The organism is Roseinatronobacter ekhonensis (assembly GCF_900499075.1).
GTDB lineage: Bacteria > Pseudomonadota > Alphaproteobacteria > Rhodobacterales > Rhodobacteraceae > Roseinatronobacter > Roseinatronobacter ekhonensis.
In genome coordinates this window covers 25,590-41,196 of sequence record NZ_UIHC01000013.1, presented here as the reverse complement: position 1 = coordinate 41,196, position 15,607 = coordinate 25,590, and the positions used below count along the sequence as shown (strand labels likewise).

The following is a 15,607-nucleotide window of genomic DNA, read 5'->3' as shown; positions in this document are numbered from 1 at the left end:
TGACGCTATCGCGTCGGCGCACGGCGCAGGACAAGAACCGCCAGTGTTTCGAGGATTTCCAGCGCCTTGATCCGCAGGATCAGCACCGCGGCTTTCAGCTTCGCACGGCCGCCCGGGCTTCGTTTTTCCAACAAGATGCGGAACCGGACCACCGGCGGGGCCAGCGTGATCGGCAGGGCCCGCCAGCCATCGCGCGCCGCGCGCCCGCCGGCCACGCGCCGTGCCTTGGTCAACAGTGCCGTCAGGTCGCTGCGCAGCGGATGGCGCAACACGGCCTGCGGGCAATAGACAAGCGCCGGTCCTGTCCCCGCATAATGGTGCGCGGCGCGTTTGCAGAACTCCACATCGCCGCCCGACTTCAGGCTGGCATCGAACCCGCCCGCGCATTCGAATAGCGTGCGGGGCACGAACAGGCTGGCGGTCGCGGCGACCCCGTCGCGCACATAGATGTCCTGATTTATTCCGAAAAAGAAATCGTAACTTTCCGCCCAATTCAGCGCGTCCATCGCGCGGGTGGTGCTGAACATCTGCACGGCGCCCGAAATCAGCCCGTCATGGGTTTGCGAAGAGTGCAGGAAGGCCGCCAGCCAGTCGGGGTTCGGCACACAGTCGCTATCGGTGAAGGCAAGAAACTGCCCGCGCGCGGACGCCGCGCCAAGGTTGCGCGCGGCATAGGACCCGGGGCGCGCTTCGGTCAGGATATGCAGGCGCGCGTCTTGCGGGAAATCCGGCGGCGCCGGGTCGTCGGGTGCGTTATTGACCAGCATGATCTCGAAATCCGTCACGCTCTGCGCCAACAGGGCATCGATCAGCATCCGCGCACGCGGCCAGTCACGATAGCTGGGCGCGATCACCGATATCAGCGGCGTGCCCGTCATCCGAAGAACGCCGGCAGGCGCGGGTGCAGCGCCGATGTGGCGTGACCGCAGAACAGCTCTATCCCCTCTGGCGCAAGCCAGCTATCGCGCAGAACCATCAGCACACGGTCCACCGTGACCCCGGCCAAAGTCGGGTCCATGGTGCGGTGGATGGTGCCGGGTTGTGCTGTGCCGAACCACGACAGGTCCGGGTCGTCTTCCCAGAAGTAGCGCGTGTCGTTCAGGTCGACCCCGGCCAGTACGATGCGCTTGTAGCCCATCGCGGCCCCGAAACTGGCGGCTTGCACGATAGAGGCGCGGGCGAACAGCAGCAGACCTGTCGCCTGTGTCAGCCGAGCCCGGCGCACCAGCGTCAGACTGCGCCGCAAGCCTGCCTCGGTCTCGACCGGCAGGTTGACCTTGTTGAGCACGCGCAAGCTGCGCACGGTCTGGTCGGGCAGGCGGGTCAGGTCAAGCTGGTGACGTTCCATGTCCTTGTAGATCATCATCACGCTGGCCATGCGCGCGGCGCGCTCGGACAGGAAATCCTCGAACTGGCGGGTGCGATCATCGGTCGGCCCAGCCTCGAATTGATAGAAGCGTGGCGTGAACGGGTGAAGCATCCAGAAATTCAGCCCGAGCGTGTCGTAGTCGCGGTCAAGCCGCTGCCAGTCGGCGTCGGTCAGGCGGTTGATGGACCGGCCGGACCCCAACACCACCAATGTGTCGGACTGTTTCTTGGCCCGCGCGTCGGCCAGCGAAAACGGGGTCAGCCCGGCCGCGCGACGCAGGCGCGATACTTTGCGCACGCGTCGAAATTCGCTTCGCATCCAGCGCAGGTCATCTGCGAGTGTCATGGCCGCTCTCCCGCAAGATCGATTCCGCTCGCGCCCGCGCCCGTTTGCTGGACCATAGGTCGCGCATGTGACGCGCCCATGAAGCGCGCAGATAGCCAAGACTGCCGGTCAGCCAATCTGCCACAAGCTCTGGGTGGTGCTTGCGCAGAGCGCGCATGAACCGCCGGTACGTGTCTTGCCGGTGGATCAGGCGCAAGGCGTCCAGCCTGTCATGGGCCGCGGCGGGCAGGAAGTCTGCCATGGCCGCAAAGGCTGCTTCAAAAGCTTCGGCTTCGGTCAGCCGCGCGGCGGGGCTGTCATAGCCATGCCCGTTCGGTCCTTGCAAGGCGGGCGGATGCGCGCGCCCTTCGCGCACCGGGGCCACCGGCAGCCAAACACACCGCCCGCCCGACAAGGCGATATAGGCCACCACCAGCACCTGCGGATAGGTCCGCGCCGCGTAGCACCCTGCGTCAAGGCGCGCGCGTAGAAAGGGCAAAGCGGCCCGCGCCGCCTTGGCGCTGTAGACCAGCCCAGGCGCATGGCCGCTGGCGTCGCGCAGATCGGTCAGGGACAGCGCCGCGCGCCGGTCGCGCCCGCGCGTGCGGGTGCCGCTGGCATCCACGAACCATGTAGATGCGAAATCGGGCGTATCGTCCTGCACCATCTGTTCCAAGGCGTGCACGCCTTCGGGGTCGCACAGGTCGTCATCCGCGCTCAGCACGATGTGGGTGGTGTCGCAACCGTCTAGCAATTCGGCAAATGTCACTGCATAGCCAAGGTTTGTTGCGTGGCGGTGCAGGGCAATCCGCCCTTTGAACGGGGCAAGTGCCTGCGCCACAGCCTCGTCCGGGCCATCATCAATCACGGTTACGGGCAGATCGGGCAGGGCGTCCACCATACCGGCAACCTGCCGCGCCACGTCATCGGCGCGGCGGTAGCTGGGAATGCCAATGCTCAGTGTGGCGGTCATGGGGCTGCGCGGTCGGCTTGGGCTGCCTCTGTCAGGATCGTTTCGATCCGGTCATGGCAGGCATCCATCGTGAAACGCTCGGTCACGACCGCCTGCGCGCGGGCCGAAAGGCGGTCGCGCAAGGCCGGGTCCGAAACCAGCCGCGCCAACCCGTCGCGAATGGCGGCGATATCGTCTGATGGCACCAGAAGCGCGTTGTCCTCATGCGCGAAGATTTCGGGGTTGCCATCGACCCGCGTGGCCAGCACAGCGCAGCCAGCGGCCGAGGCTTCGAGATTGACCCGGGCGAAAGGTTCCACCCGCGACAGCATCGTGAAGATGTCGCCCGCCCACAGCACCGGTCGCACGTCCTGCACAAAGCCCAGGAAATGCACCCTTGGCGCAAGCGTATCGGGCACATGTGCGGCGCGGAAGGCGGCGATATCTTCTGCGCTGCCGCCGCCGATAATGTAATGCAGATCGGGATGCGCGTCCTGCAAGTCTTGCGCCGCAGCCATTAGCAGGTCCAGCCCTTTGCGGGGGCGCATGTTGCCCAGAAAGGCCACGACGGGTGCATCCGGCGCAATTCCCAGCCGGGCGCGCAATGCTTGCCCTTCTGCCGGATCGCGTCGGAACTGTCCTGCGTGAATACCGTTATGAACCGTGTGCACCTGCTCTGGGCGCAGTCCTGTGCCCGGCACCTCCAGCACCAGCTTGCGCACGGCTTCCGACACGCAGATCACAGCGCGCGCCCGGCCCAGCATCCGCGACAGTCGCGTCAGGGCGCGCCCGCGTGGCTTCAGGTAATTCTCGGCCTCGCGCACATGTATCACAATGGGCCGCCCGCGCAGACGCGCAGCCAGTATCGGGGCGGAATGCAGCACCGTGTTGACATAAACCAGATCAACCCCGCGCGCTTCGCGCCAGACCCGTCCCAGCCGCGCCAGTTTGCACAACCGCCGCTGCACCCGCAGCCATGCCTGTTCCACCCTGTAGGCGGCACGACTGCGCCTAGTGTCGGGAACGCGGTCGCAGGCATTCATTACGTCAATGTCGATCCCCTGGTCGCGCGCAAAGCCCACAAGGTCGCCCAACCCATGCGTCAGCACCCGGACCTTATGCCGTTGCACCAGATGCAAGCAGGCAAAAATCAGGCTGCGGGGGGCACCATACAGCAAGGATTCGTGCGAGATGGCCAATATCCGCATCTGATCTATCCCCCCAGCTTGCGCCGCAGGGCGCGCAAGGCACGACGCCCTAAAGAGCGGCTGACTGCATTCAACTGACCGGGACGGTTAAGATCGGGGCGATACAGGGTCCAGGTGTCGGTGCAAAGCGCCGGTTTGCCCGAGAGGCTGGCAATATCGCGGGCCTGAAAAGGTTCCGACTCAATAAACAATTCAGCAGGCAAATCGGCATACACTTTGCCCTTGAACCAGCCATGCGCGCCCGCCGCGCGGCGGGTTTCGGCGCTGACTCCGTCGAGCAGGATCAGTTCGCGGTAGCGGATACCCATCGCAGCCAGCCAATCCTCGGTCTGGGGGCGATATTTCTCCAAACGGTTCGACACCAGCCAGCCGATTTCATGCGTCGGGCGCACGCGAAGGGGCGCGGCGCGCAAAAATGCGTCATAGGCCGGGCCATCGTCGTTCTGCGCGCGGGTCGGGTCCGAGCAGAGCACGCCGTCGATATCGACACAGAAATTGCCGATCCCGTCGTGATGCAGAGCGTTCCACTCGAACAGCCGGGGGCGGGAGACTTTTTCGAACCACAGATCCAGCCCTTCGACCGATACCCCCGACCAATAGATCGCAAGGTAGACGATGGGTCGGTCGGGGGCTGCCTGCGCAAGGGCTGCGCGCACGCGCCTCAACGCGCCGCCATCGCCGACAGAATCGTCCACCACCAGAATCCTGCCCGTACCCGTGCCCCCAAGTCGCTGGCGTGCAGAAAAACGGGCGGCATCCGCACCCCCTGCCACGTATTCGTCAAGCGTGACGAAGGGCAGGTTGCGGGCAAGTGCAACCTGGGCCGCCGGACTCAGCCCGCTGCGCGGCACGCCCACCACAAGGTCGATATCGGCCGGAATCCGGGGCATGTTGCGCCGGATTAGATGGGTCATGTCGTCATGAGACCGAAAGTTCAACGGCGCTCTCCTAGGTTTTTCGCTGTGGGTCACGGCGGATAAGGGTCCGCGCGATACGACTGGTCCACACGCGAAGCGCGGTATTACGGGCGTGGTCGGTTTGGGCGGCGACATAGGCAGCAAGTGCATCGCGGCTATCAATGGCCAAGGTCAGCAGTTCGTCGGCGCTTCCGATAGCATCTGGCGGCGCTGCGCGCTCTGTCAGGCGCTGACCCAACCGGGATTCGATCCAGTCCAGATCATGGGAATTGGCGGTCAGAACCGGCGCGACCAGCGAATCTGAAAACGCAAACCGACGCGTGCCGAGGCCCGCTAAGGACCGCGCTGGCAAGGCGCGAAACCGTTCGGCAAGCGCGCGGTTCGGGAAATCGACGGGCAGCCGTCCCGCTAGCCGTGCCTGCGCCACGGCCATCGCTTCCAGCGACAGCCCATCATTGGCTTGGTTGCCGCTGGCTGTTGACACTTCCAAAAAACTGCCCAGATCTGCGACCACATCGCCGTTGGGAAAATGGGTTGGGGCAAATATGCGTAGGGTGACTGCATCTGCCCCCAAAACCGCATCGAACTTTTCAAGCCGTGCGCGATAGTTGGGCCACAAGCTGGCTGGGTCCAGATCGCGGGCGGCGGGTTTTTCTTCCTTGACCCGCTGCTGAAAAGCGCTTTGCATGAAGCCGCGCGGCGCACGGACATAGGCAATCGCCTCGATCTGGGCTTCGGGGCGGGTTGCGCGGAGAAAATCCACCAGCCGGACCAGCGCATCCTGCCCGAAATCGGGCGCCGACAGGTCCTCGGCGCTGATAAGAAAAACCGGCGTTCGGGCGCGCGCCAGTGCGCTGCGCCACCGTGCGGCCAGATCGTCCCGCCAGCGTCCAAGTGCTGCGCTGTCCAGATGGCGGTATCGGGCGGCATGGAATTTGTCGAGCGCGGCACCAGTCTGGAACAGAAGCTGCACATCGTCCGACTGGTTCAGTCTAGGGCCGCCCGGAAGGGACAGCCCTTTTGGCGGATCGGAGCAAAAGGCCTGCTGTATAGCGGTCGATCCAGTTTTATGCATTCCCGCATGCAGCACGATCCGCATTGCTAGCCCTCCCAGCGCAGCGGCTTGCCCGCCATCAGCGGTTCCAGAGCGCGGGCCTGTTCTTGCACCCATGGGGCAAGGTCTGCGCGCAATTGCGCGATTTCGGCGGCTGAAACGGGCGACGTTGCGGGCGGGTTCAGGCGGGTCCAGACCCGTTTTGCAAGTCCCTGCGCGCCCATTCGCTTGACAAGACGGCGCAGTGGTTCCAACTCGTGGCGGATCAATACCCGCGTCGCCCCGTCATGGCGGCGCAGTGCATCAGCGGAATTGTTGCGCCGCTCTTCCCGCGCCACAGTGGCGGCGGGCAGATCCAGCCAGTTGAAAACCCGGTCCATCACGGCTTGGGGAGTCTCTGAAAGGTCCTCAGCCTGAAGCACCAGAACCGACCCGAACCGTGCCTGAAACGGAGCGATTTGGGCGGAATAGTCGCCAAAGGCGCGGTAGCGGGGGTTCTGCGCGACCGCCGCGCGCAGTGGCAGGGTTTCGCCCTGCACACGGCGATAGAACAAATACTGGCTGACGATCCTCGCGACGGGATCGCGCACCATGAAAAGAATGCGGGCATCGGGGCAAGTTGCTGCAATGCGGTCTGCCACGCCGGTGAAATACGGGGCCTTGGCATATTTGGTACTCGATTCGCCGCGATATCGACAGTCTGCACCCGCAGCAAACAGTTGGCGATATTGGGCTTGGGCCTGGGCATCGGGGGCAGCTTCCGCAAAGAAACCCGGTTCTTTCGGGTCGCACATGAACACGTCGGGATGCTGGTCCAGATAGGCGTGCAGCGCCGTTGTGCCCGCCTTCATCGCGCCCACAATGAACAGGTTGGGCCAGGTCATACCGTCCCCTCCAGCAACGCTTCCACTCGTTCGAAATCCGCCAAAGTGTCGATGTCGAACGCGCGCTCGGGTGGTGTTTCCACCATGCCCACGCCGTGCGCCGCCAGAGCCCCAAGGCTGCCCGCGCCGCGATAGGCATCGGCGTCGAACACATAGACCGCGCCATCGGGACGAAACACGGGCGGCAACTCTGCACGGTTGGTAAAGCAATGCGCCGGATCGTGCGACAAGGGCCTGAAGCGGCCATTGTCGGATGTCCCCCATTTCAGCACGCCGGACTCTGCGCGCGTCGCGGACATGACCAAGGCATGGTCACCGGTGCCGTGCAGCGCGATTGCGCGCGCAATGTCCTTGGGCGCGCGCAAGGGCGTGGTGGCTTGCAGAAGCACAATGATGGCAGGGCCGGGCGCGTCCTGGTCCAGCACATGGGCCAGAACAGCGTCCATCGGCGTTGTGTCTAGGGCCAGATGCGATGGGCGCCGCGCAAAGCGCGCACCATGGCCAAGATCGGCATTGGCCAGTTCCGCGATATCGCTGGTCACAAGCGCCTGCGCGATTCCCGCGGCGCGGGCCTGTTCCAGTGCGTGGGCATAGAGCGGGCGGCCTGCAAGGGGCCGCGTATTCTTGCCCGGCAAGCCCTTGGACCCGGCGCGCAGCGGCACGATGGCAAGGCAGGGCGCGGTCATGCGTCACCTTCCATGAAGTGCTTTTGCAGGGGGCGTGTCCAGAAGTCGGGATCGGCCAGAACCGCAAGGAAATTGTCGGCAGACCGCCCCGCTCCGAATTCCTGGCTTGGCGGGTGCCGCTTGCCCCAATCGTCCTGCAAGAAGGCGGCGATGCTGGCATGGTCAGCAGCTGCAGCCTGATGCACCGAGGCGCTGAGCGCGCGGTTTGTCTGGCGCGTGCCGATATCAAGGCTGGGGGTGCCCAGGAACGGGGCCTCGCGCACGCCGGTGCTGGAATTGCCGATGATCGCGGCGGCATTGCGCAACAATTCCGAGAAGTGCGAAAACCGCATCGAGGGCAGCACCCGAAAACGCGCGGGGGGCAAGCTGGCGATCACCTCCTGAATGGCATCGACGCCGGGGTCGTTATTGGGGCGGATCACCACAAAGGATTGGCCAGACACCTCCAGCACCCCGAACAGATCGGCGGCTTGTTGGCCCATTGTCTCGGCCTCTGATGTGACCGGATGAAAGATCACGATCCCGTAGCTGTCAAAGGGAATGTCGTAGCGCGCGCGCACCGCTTCGAGCGTAACGCCAGAGGGGGCGGAATGGGTGTCCAATTCGGGCGAGCCGATCACATGCACGCAATCGGCGCTTTCGCCCATCGCCAGAACGCGGCGGCGCGCGGTCAATGAACTGACAAGGTGGCTATGCGCAAGCTTGGTGTTGCAGTGGCGAAAGACCTCGTCGATCGTACCCGAAACCTCGCCCCCCTCTATGTGCGCGCAGCGAACATAATTCGTGGCGCAGACCAGCGCTGTGGCCATCGCTTCGACCCTGTCGCCATGGATGACCACCAGATCGGGCGGTTCCACTCGCAGATGGTCGGAAAATCCAATCACGGTCTTGGCAAAGATCACGTCTTGCGGGTCGCCCTCGCGGTGGTTGAGGAACTCGACCACATCCACGCCCGGCACGCGGTGCACTTCGACCTTGGTCAGCCCGTAGGCGGGCAGCATATGCATGCCTGTCACGAAGAATGCCACATGATGCCCCGCATCGCGCGCCGCCAGCGCCAACGGTTCCAGTTTGCCGAAATCGGCGCGCGTGCCGGTGACGAACAGGATGCGGCGCGGCTTGGTCATGCGAAGTCAGACCATTTCAATTGCGTGTTGCGAGTGACGGCGCGGGTCAGCGTGCGGCCCACGACCTTGTCGAAATCATAGCCTGCGATTTCACCGGAGCCGGGACGGCGCGCCCAGATATCGGCTTCGGTCAGCACATGGCCCTCAGGCAGGTCGGCATCTGCGACGATGCTGGCGCGGGCGAACCGGTAGACGTCTTCCTCGGCGCTGCTGCGGGCCTTGGGGTTATTCGCCGCAATCCAGATCTCGCGCGAACGGTCGATCAGGAAGCGCAGTTCCGCCGGGTCCATCGAGTTGATGATGTCGGGGCCCTTGCGGTAACGCGTGTCTGTGTAGTGCCGCTCGAGGATCGACGCGCCAAGCGCGACCGACGCCAGCGCCATTTCTGGCCCGATGGAATGGTCGGAAAAACCGACAACCGCGTTCGGGAACGCCTCGCGCAATTCCGTCACGCCGCGCAGCGATACAATTTCGGGCGGGCTGGGATAGAGGTTGGTGCATTCCAGCAATGCATATTCCGCGCCTTCGGCGTCCAGAATATCCACCGCGGCGCGGATGCTGTCGATACTCTGCATCCCCGTGGACAGGATGATAGGGCGCCCTTTACGCGCGATATGGCGGATCAGCGGCAGGTTGTCAGCCTCGCCCGAGCCGATCTTGAAGGCGGGCACATCGAGAGTTTCGAGAAAATCTGCCGCAGCCCGCGAGAACGGGGTGGAAATATAGATCACCCCAAGGCTTTCGGTGTAGCGCTTCAGTTCGGACTCGTCTTCCAGCGAGAGTGCGCAAGACGCCATCACGTCCCAGATCGACACATCCGCATTGGGCGGGAAGATCGACTTCGCCTCATCGGTCATCTCGTCTTCCAGAATATGTGTCTGGTGTTTGACGCATTCGCAGCCAGACGCGGCGGCAAGGCGCACCATCTCTTTGGCGACGGCCAGATCACCGCCATGGTTGATGCCGATCTCTGCGATCACCAAGGGTGGATGCATGGGGCCGATGACACGGCCTGCAAGTGTCAGTTCCGGGGCAGAGCGCATCGGGTTTGTCCTGTCTCTAGATGGATGGTCGAAGGGTGAACAATGGCACGCGTTCGGACGCAGCGGTGTTTGTCAGAGGCATGATCCCTCGCATCATCGTCCAGTATGACCCACGTCATTCTGCATTATGGTTCGGTGCGCATACGGCGCAAACAGGAAAAAACGGCTCTTGTCAGGGCTGGACAGGGTCGTAGGTTCCGCTTGCGTCTTTGTCAACCGGACTGCCGCAGTGGGCGATGGCCTGAAGCGGTGTTGCCTTTTGAGGCGTCAGATAATCGCGTGGCGCACCTTGGCCGACACCCATTCGCTGACCACGACCGTTCCCAGGATGACCAGCAAGATCAGCGACACCTGGTTCCATGCCAGAACGCTCATGCTGGCTTGCAGTTGCAGACCGATTCCGCCCGCGCCCACCAGCCCCAGAATGGCGCTTTCGCGGATGTTGATGTCCCAGCGGAACACGCTGATACCAAAGAAGGTTGGCAAGACCTGCGGCACGATCCCGTAATTCAAAATCTGGGCCTGACTGGCGCCAGTAGCGGTCACGGCTTCGATCTGCCGGATATCGGTTTCCTCGATCGCCTCATACAGCAGCTTGCCGATGAACCCGACAGAGCGCAGCCCGATCGCGATGATCCCCGCCAGAATTCCCGGCCCAAGGATGGACACCAGCAAGAGCGCCCAGATCAGCGAGTTGATAGACCGCGATGCCACGATCAGGAACAACGCGGCGGGCCGCAGGATATGCCGCGAGGGCGTCGTGTTCGACGCCGCCAGAAAGGCCAGCGGCACCGCCAGCACAATCCCCAGCAAGGTGCCCAGTGTGGCAATGTTCATCGTGTCCCACAAGGGCCAGAGCAGCCGTTCGATATAGTCCCATTTCGGTGGAAAGGCGCGGCCCAGAAGGTCATTCGCCGCGACGGGGGCGTCATAGACAAAGGCCCAGATGGTGCGCTCTGTCATCATCTCCCAGCACCAGACGAACAGCGCCACGCAGGCCAGCCAGCCCGCCCACATCGCCAACCGTGTTTTGGGCGTGCGGTGGTGCCAAACGGCTGTTTGAGGGGTTGCCATGCTCATTTCAGGAACCTCCGCAGGTAGCCGGACGAATACTCGGCCACCATGACAATCGCGATGATGATCAGCAGGATCGCGCCCGCCGTATCGTACTCATACCGCCCCAAAGCGGTATTCAGCGTGCCGCCGATCCCGCCCGCACCGACAATGCCGATGACAGCCGACTCGCGGAAATTGATGTCCAAGCGGTAGAGCGACAGGCCGATGAGGCGCGGCATGACCTGCGGTTGAATGCCGTAATTGACAAGTTGCACCCAGCTTGCGCCGGTCGCACGGATCGCTTCGGCCTGCGCTTCGTCAATGTCTTCAATGTCTTCGGCCAGCAATTTCCCGATAAAGCCGATGGTCGCGAATGAGAGCGTCAGGAACCCCGCGAAAGCGCCAAAGCCGAACAGCGCGACGAAGAAGATGGCGATGATCACCTCTTGCAACGAGCGGCTGACCGCAATGATGCTGCGGCACACCAGATAGACTGCGCGCGGTGCGATATTGCGCGCAGCGCCCAGCCCGATGGGAATAGAGATCAACACCCCGACCACGGTCGAGGTGAAGGTCATTGTCAGGCTTTCGGCAATCCCGATCCAGATGTCGCGCGACCGCGAGGTGAAATCGGGCTGCAAGAACCCGGCAACAAAGCGTTGCGCGCGTGACAGTCCTTCGACCACACGGGCATAGTTCACTTCGATGGTTCCAAGCGCCAATACCAGATAAATGATCGCGCCGACGGTCAACGCTATGCGCCAGAAACGCGATTTGACCATCATCGGCGGGCGACGCCACTGCGTCGGGTAAGCGGCGTCGCTCATAATGCGCCCATCATCTTTTGCGCTTCGGCGCGCTCTTCGGCCTCTGCCGCGGCATCTTCATCCGCGCCCTTGCGCATGGCGGTCCAGTCCTCTGCGCCGTAGATCAGCGTCAGCGCGTCTTCGGACAACTCCGATGGCGGGCCGTCGAACACAACGCGCCCGGCTTGCAGGCCGATAATGCGGTCGCTGAATTGCTGCGCCAGAACAACGTCGTGGATGTTGATGATCGCGGGCAGGCCGCGCTCGCGGCAAATCTCGACAATCAGCCGCATGATCTGGCGGCTGGTTTTCGGGTCAAGGCTGGCCGTCGGCTCGTCAACCAGCAGCAATTCGGGGTTTTGGGACAGGGCACGCGCAATCCCAACGCGCTGCCGTTGGCCGCCCGATAGCGCGTCGGCGCGCTTGTCGGCGTGCTGCATCAGCCCGACGCGGTCCAGCAGGCGGTAGGCATTGGCAATATCGGCGGCTGGGAATTTGCGCAGAAAGCTGCGCCAGAACCCGACATAGCCCAAGCGCCCCGACAGCACGTTTTCCATGACGGTCAGGCGTTCGACCAGCGCATATTCCTGAAAAATCATGCCAATCTGGCGGCGCGCGCGGCGCAACTCGCCGGTGCGCAGGCCGGTGATGTTCAGATCGTTCAGCCAGACCTTGCCGGTGGTGGGCTGCACAAGCCGGTTTATGCAGCGTATCAGTGTGGATTTGCCCGCGCCCGATGGCCCGATCAGCCCCAGAACCTGCCCTTTTGGAATCTCGAAGGATACATCGCTCAGCGCCTTGTCACCCGCCTTGTAGGTCTTGCCCAGACCGTCGATTTTCAGCATGTCGCGCCCTTTTCAAACAGAAAACAACAGGCAGGGTCAAAACCCTGCCTGCCGAGAATTTGTTTTATCCAGCGATCAGTTGCAGGAGTAGCTGACGCCGTTGGCTTCGTCGATCTGACGGATCACAGCCCAGTTTTCCTGGAAGGTGATCGGGATGAACTGGGATTCGCCCGAGTTCTGGAATTCCGTTTCCATCGAGGTGCCGGTCCAGTCAAAGCTGAAGAATGCTTCTTGAACCTTTTCCTGCAGGTCGGGATGCAGGTTGTAGACAGTGCCGTAGCCCGTGGTCGGAAAGGTCTGCGACGTGTAGATGATCTCAACCGCGTCCTCGGTGATCACGTCGCGTGCCACCATGCGCTTGCGCACGGAGTTGGCGATGGATGCGGCGTCATAGTCGGCGTTCACCACACCCAGGATCGACTGGTCATGCGCGCCGGAAAACGCGGCTTCGAAGTCGCGCTCTGGCAGCATGTCGAATTCCGAAGCCAGAATAGCCGACGGTGCCTTGAAGCCCGAATTCGAGGTTTCGGACGTGAAGGCCAGTTGGCGGCCCTTGATGTCTTCAACACTCGAGATGCCGGACTCGGCATGGGTGATGATCTCCATCTCGTACCCGAAAGAGCCATCTTCCGCCGCCATCATGGCGAAGGGGCGGAACCCTGCACAGGCCACGGCCAGCGGGTTCGAGCCGGTGTTGAAACCAGCGACATGCAGACGGCCTGCGCGCATTGCTTCGATCTGCGCAGCGTTGGACTGCACGGGGAAGAACTGCACCGACTTGCCGGTCACTTCGGACATGTGGTCAAGGAACGGCTGCCAAACTTCGGCATAAACCGCCGGGTCTTCAACCGGGGTGTAGGCAAAGATCAGCGTCGCCGGGTCCAGCCACTGCGATTCGTCGCTGGGGATGTCGGCGATCAGGTCGCCATCGGCATCTGTGTAGCGCTCGTCAATTTCGAACGCGGTCGCGGGCACGGCCAGAAGTGCTGCCGCCGCTACGGTGGTCAGGAATGTCTTGAACATAGTTCTCTCCCTTGGGGGTTGTTGTTCTGAGCCCCGTTCTAGCGGCGCAGTTTGACAGTTACTTTACAATCCCATGACAGATTTATGACAGTTTTTGACCTAAGCTGACAAGGATTTTCGCGTCATGCGGACATGCGGGCGTTTCCGCGCGCCTGGTGGGCCGTCCGGCTTTACGATGCTGATCAACACGGGCTGGTGTTTTTGGCTATGCGGCTAGGCGTGCGCCGGGTGCTGGAAATGCTGCACCGCGCAATCCGCCACGAAATGCGCCATGCCGTCGGGGATATGCGCCTGTGACCAATCCGGCCCTATGAACCGGGTCAGGTTTTCGGCGCTGTCCCATTCGGAGATCATGGCATAGTCGTCGGGCGTCTGCGGCACGGGCCAGCCAATAGTGACCTGCATGCATCCGGGTGCACCCGCAACAGACGCGCGCGCGACGCTTGCGAAAAGCGGTTCGAATTCGTCCCGAAGTTTGGGGTGGATGCGAACGCGGTAAATGCGTGTGATCCGGTCCTTGGCCACCGTTCAGGCGCCGCCCCAGTCGCGCGGGTTGCGCAGGAACGCTTCCACCGCGTCCAGCGTAGCGGTGTCGAAATCCTCAGCCCGCCGCGCTTCGGCCAATACGTCCCACCATGTGCACAGGTAGTGCAGCTTCACGCCATGCTCTGCCAGACGTGGTTCGGTTTCGGGGAATATGCCGTAATAGAAAATCACCGCCGTATGCGCGCAGCTCGCCCCTGTTTCGCGGATCGCGTCGACGAAGGACAGCTTGGACCCGCCATCCGTGGTCAGGTCTTCGACCAGCAGCACGCGCTGGCCCTCTGTCATTGCACCTTCAATGCGCGCATTGCGCCCGTAGCCTTTGGGCTTCTTGCGCACATAGGTCATGGGCAGCGCCATGCGTTCGGCGACCAGCGCGGCAAACGGAATGCCCGCAGTCTCGCCGCCTGCGATATTGTCAAATGCCTCCATCCCTGCATCTTCCATCACGCGGCAGGTCAGGAAATCCATCAGCGTGGAACGGATGCGCGCAAAGCTGATCAGTTTGCGACAATCAATATAGGTCGGCGCCTTCAGACCGCTTGCCAGCGTGAACGGCTCGGCCGCGTTGAAATGCACCGCCTTTATGTCCAAGAGCATCCGCGCGGTCAGGCGGGCGGCGGTGGCGCGGTCGGGGTATGTGGCGGGGATCATGGCTGTCCTTTCGGGCGGCGGGCTTTGGGGCAGACGCTGTATTTGAGTATTTTTGGCAAGATGAAGACGCCGTTCAGGCTTGAGTTACCGCCCAATGCAGCGGGAAACCGGGGTCGAACACGGTGACGGGGCCGGCACCGGTGTCGATCTTGGCGGGGTAGGGGACGGGGGCGTCGGTTTTCTCCAGCTTGATCGTGTCCGCGTTCACTGGCAGGCGGTAGAAGGCGGGCCCGTTGCGGCTGGCAAACCCCTCCAACTTGTCGAGCGCGCCTGCTGCGTCGAACACATGCGCAAGGATGGATAGGGTGTTGGTGGCGGTAAAACAGCCCGCGCAGCCGCAGGCATTTTCCTTGGCATCATCCGTGTGCGGTGCGCTGTCGGTGCCAAGGAAAAACCGCGCATCGCCCGATGTTGCAGCCTGCACCAGTGCCAGCCGGTGGCTTTCGCGCTTGGCGACGGGCAGGCAGTAGTAATGCGGCTTGATCCCGCCAACCAGGATATGGTTGCGGTTGATGACCAGATGATGCGTCGTGATCGTCGCCCCCAGGTTTTCGGGCTGGCTTTGGACGTAGGCGACCGCATCGGCGGTCGTGATATGTTCCATCACCACGCGTAGCCCCGGCGTGGCGCGGCGAATGGGGTCCAGCACGCGGTCGATGAACACGGCTTCACGGTCGAAAATGTCGATATCGTGGTCCGTCACCTCGCCGTGGCAGCACAGCGGGATACCCGCCTCTGCCATTGCGTCGAGGACCGGGCGCACCTTGTCGAAATTCGTCACGCCAGAGGCAGAATTCGTTGTCGCCCCGGCGGGATAGAGCTTGACGGCCGTGATGATCCCGTCGCGATGGGCTGCAACCACGTCCGCCGGGTCAGTGTCCTCGGTCAGATAGAGCGTCATCAAGGGGGTGAAGCTGTCGCCCGCGACCGTTATGATGCGCTCGCGGTAGGCGGCGGCCTGCGCGCCCGTCACGATAGGCGGCACAAGATTGGGCATGATGATCGCGCGGGCAAAATGCCGCGCGCTCTCGGGCGCGATCCCTTCCAGCATGGCCCCGTCGCGCAGGTGCAGATGCCAGTCATCGGGGCGGGGCAGTGTGATCTGTGTCATGGCCT

17 protein-coding genes are annotated in these 15,607 nt (G+C 63.0%); all 17 read right to left on the bottom strand.

What is annotated here, in order from left to right; genetic code table 11:
* Nucleotides 1-5: 5 nt before the first annotated feature.
* The gene (locus ROE7235_RS08490; protein ID WP_121094609.1) at nt 6-878 is read right to left on the bottom strand and encodes a glycosyltransferase family 2 protein; all 873 of its coding nucleotides are present in this window, start codon (nt 876-878) and stop codon (nt 6-8) included.
* Entirely contained in the window at nt 875-1,714 is an 840-nt protein-coding gene (locus ROE7235_RS08485; protein WP_121094607.1) for a hypothetical protein, read from the bottom strand. Before ROE7235_RS08485 ends, ROE7235_RS08490 begins: the two co-directional genes overlap by 4 nt.
* Complete coding sequence (locus ROE7235_RS08480) at nt 1,698-2,666, bottom strand: glycosyltransferase (protein WP_121094605.1); 969 nt, start codon at nt 2,664-2,666, stop codon at nt 1,698-1,700. Before ROE7235_RS08480 ends, ROE7235_RS08485 begins: the two co-directional genes overlap by 17 nt.
* Nucleotides 2,663-3,853 (bottom strand): glycosyltransferase family 4 protein, encoded by a 1,191-nt coding sequence (locus ROE7235_RS08475; protein ID WP_121094603.1) that lies wholly within the window; start codon nt 3,851-3,853, stop codon nt 2,663-2,665. The genes ROE7235_RS08480 and ROE7235_RS08475 overlap by 4 nt, the downstream gene beginning before the upstream one ends.
* A gap of 5 nt (nt 3,854-3,858) precedes the next feature.
* Nucleotides 3,859-4,767 (bottom strand): phosphoribosyltransferase, encoded by a 909-nt coding sequence (locus ROE7235_RS08470; protein WP_183073418.1) that lies wholly within the window; start codon nt 4,765-4,767, stop codon nt 3,859-3,861.
* 34 nt (nt 4,768-4,801) lie between these two features.
* Nucleotides 4,802-5,869, bottom strand: coding sequence for a hypothetical protein (locus tag ROE7235_RS08465; RefSeq protein ID WP_121094599.1), 1,068 nt, complete (start codon nt 5,867-5,869; stop codon nt 4,802-4,804).
* A 2-nt stretch (nt 5,870-5,871) separates the two neighbouring features.
* Nucleotides 5,872-6,708 (bottom strand): sulfotransferase family protein, encoded by an 837-nt coding sequence (locus tag ROE7235_RS08460; protein WP_183073416.1) that lies wholly within the window; start codon nt 6,706-6,708, stop codon nt 5,872-5,874.
* Entirely contained in the window at nt 6,705-7,394 is a 690-nt protein-coding gene (locus ROE7235_RS08455; RefSeq protein ID WP_121094595.1) for an acylneuraminate cytidylyltransferase family protein, read from the bottom strand. Before ROE7235_RS08455 ends, ROE7235_RS08460 begins: the two co-directional genes overlap by 4 nt.
* Entirely contained in the window at nt 7,391-8,521 is a 1,131-nt protein-coding gene (gene neuC / locus ROE7235_RS08450; protein ID WP_121094593.1) for a UDP-N-acetylglucosamine 2-epimerase, read from the bottom strand. The genes ROE7235_RS08455 and neuC overlap by 4 nt, the downstream gene beginning before the upstream one ends.
* Complete coding sequence (locus tag ROE7235_RS08445; RefSeq protein WP_183073414.1) at nt 8,518-9,564, bottom strand: N-acetylneuraminate synthase family protein; 1,047 nt, start codon at nt 9,562-9,564, stop codon at nt 8,518-8,520. The genes neuC and ROE7235_RS08445 overlap by 4 nt, the downstream gene beginning before the upstream one ends.
* Before the next feature lie 267 nt (nt 9,565-9,831).
* Nucleotides 9,832-10,644: a phosphonate ABC transporter, permease protein PhnE gene (phnE, locus tag ROE7235_RS08440; RefSeq protein ID WP_121094590.1), complete on the bottom strand. Its 813-nt coding sequence runs from the start codon at nt 10,642-10,644 to the stop codon at nt 9,832-9,834.
* On the bottom strand, nt 10,641-11,447 hold the full coding sequence (gene phnE / locus ROE7235_RS08435) for a phosphonate ABC transporter, permease protein PhnE (protein WP_121094589.1): 807 nt from the start codon (nt 11,445-11,447) through the stop codon (nt 10,641-10,643). Before phnE (ROE7235_RS08435) ends, phnE (ROE7235_RS08440) begins: the two co-directional genes overlap by 4 nt.
* Nucleotides 11,444-12,271, bottom strand: coding sequence for a phosphonate ABC transporter ATP-binding protein (phnC, locus tag ROE7235_RS08430; protein ID WP_121094587.1), 828 nt, complete (start codon nt 12,269-12,271; stop codon nt 11,444-11,446). The genes phnE (ROE7235_RS08435) and phnC overlap by 4 nt, the downstream gene beginning before the upstream one ends.
* A gap of 75 nt (nt 12,272-12,346) precedes the next feature.
* On the bottom strand, nt 12,347-13,294 hold the full coding sequence (gene phnD, locus ROE7235_RS08425; RefSeq protein WP_121094585.1) for a phosphate/phosphite/phosphonate ABC transporter substrate-binding protein: 948 nt from the start codon (nt 13,292-13,294) through the stop codon (nt 12,347-12,349).
* A gap of 213 nt (nt 13,295-13,507) precedes the next feature.
* Entirely contained in the window at nt 13,508-13,819 is a 312-nt protein-coding gene (locus tag ROE7235_RS08420; protein WP_121094583.1) for an antibiotic biosynthesis monooxygenase family protein, read from the bottom strand.
* Nucleotides 13,820-13,822: 3 nt separating this feature from the next.
* Nucleotides 13,823-14,491 (bottom strand): orotate phosphoribosyltransferase, encoded by a 669-nt coding sequence (locus ROE7235_RS08415; RefSeq protein ID WP_121094581.1) that lies wholly within the window; start codon nt 14,489-14,491, stop codon nt 13,823-13,825.
* Nucleotides 14,492-14,564: 73 nt separating this feature from the next.
* Entirely contained in the window at nt 14,565-15,602 is a 1,038-nt protein-coding gene (pyrC, locus tag ROE7235_RS08410; protein WP_121094579.1) for a dihydroorotase, read from the bottom strand.
* Between the last annotated feature and the right edge of the window lie 5 nt (nt 15,603-15,607).

Excerpts from the sequence above, each read along its gene's own strand:
- ROE7235_RS08485 (WP_121094607.1), bottom strand. The coding sequence starts at position 1,714 with ATGACACTCGCAGATGACCTGCGCTGGATGCGAAGCGAATTTCGACGC.
- ROE7235_RS08490 (WP_121094609.1), bottom strand. The coding sequence starts at position 878 with ATGACGGGCACGCCGCTGATATCGGTGATCGCGCCCAGCTATCGTGAC.
- phnD (WP_121094585.1), bottom strand. The coding sequence starts at position 13,294 with ATGTTCAAGACATTCCTGACCACCGTAGCGGCGGCAGCACTTCTGGCC.
- ROE7235_RS08465 (WP_121094599.1), bottom strand. The coding sequence starts at position 5,869 with ATGCGGATCGTGCTGCATGCGGGAATGCATAAAACTGGATCGACCGCT.
- ROE7235_RS08475 (WP_121094603.1), bottom strand. The coding sequence starts at position 3,853 with ATGCGGATATTGGCCATCTCGCACGAATCCTTGCTGTATGGTGCCCCC.
- ROE7235_RS08455 (WP_121094595.1), bottom strand. The coding sequence starts at position 7,394 with ATGACCGCGCCCTGCCTTGCCATCGTGCCGCTGCGCGCCGGGTCCAAG.
- ROE7235_RS08445 (WP_183073414.1), bottom strand. The coding sequence starts at position 9,564 with ATGCGCTCTGCCCCGGAACTGACACTTGCAGGCCGTGTCATCGGCCCC.
- ROE7235_RS08415 (WP_121094581.1), bottom strand. The coding sequence starts at position 14,491 with ATGATCCCCGCCACATACCCCGACCGCGCCACCGCCGCCCGCCTGACC.
- ROE7235_RS08470 (WP_183073418.1), bottom strand. The coding sequence starts at position 4,767 with ATGACCCATCTAATCCGGCGCAACATGCCCCGGATTCCGGCCGATATC.
- ROE7235_RS08460 (WP_183073416.1), bottom strand. The coding sequence starts at position 6,708 with ATGACCTGGCCCAACCTGTTCATTGTGGGCGCGATGAAGGCGGGCACA.
- phnE (WP_121094590.1), bottom strand. The coding sequence starts at position 10,644 with ATGAGCATGGCAACCCCTCAAACAGCCGTTTGGCACCACCGCACGCCC.
- neuC (WP_121094593.1), bottom strand. The coding sequence starts at position 8,521 with ATGACCAAGCCGCGCCGCATCCTGTTCGTCACCGGCACGCGCGCCGAT.
- ROE7235_RS08480 (WP_121094605.1), bottom strand. The coding sequence starts at position 2,666 with ATGACCGCCACACTGAGCATTGGCATTCCCAGCTACCGCCGCGCCGAT.
- pyrC (WP_121094579.1), bottom strand. The coding sequence starts at position 15,602 with ATGACACAGATCACACTGCCCCGCCCCGATGACTGGCATCTGCACCTG.
- phnC (WP_121094587.1), bottom strand. The coding sequence starts at position 12,271 with ATGCTGAAAATCGACGGTCTGGGCAAGACCTACAAGGCGGGTGACAAG.
- phnE (WP_121094589.1), bottom strand. The coding sequence starts at position 11,447 with ATGAGCGACGCCGCTTACCCGACGCAGTGGCGTCGCCCGCCGATGATG.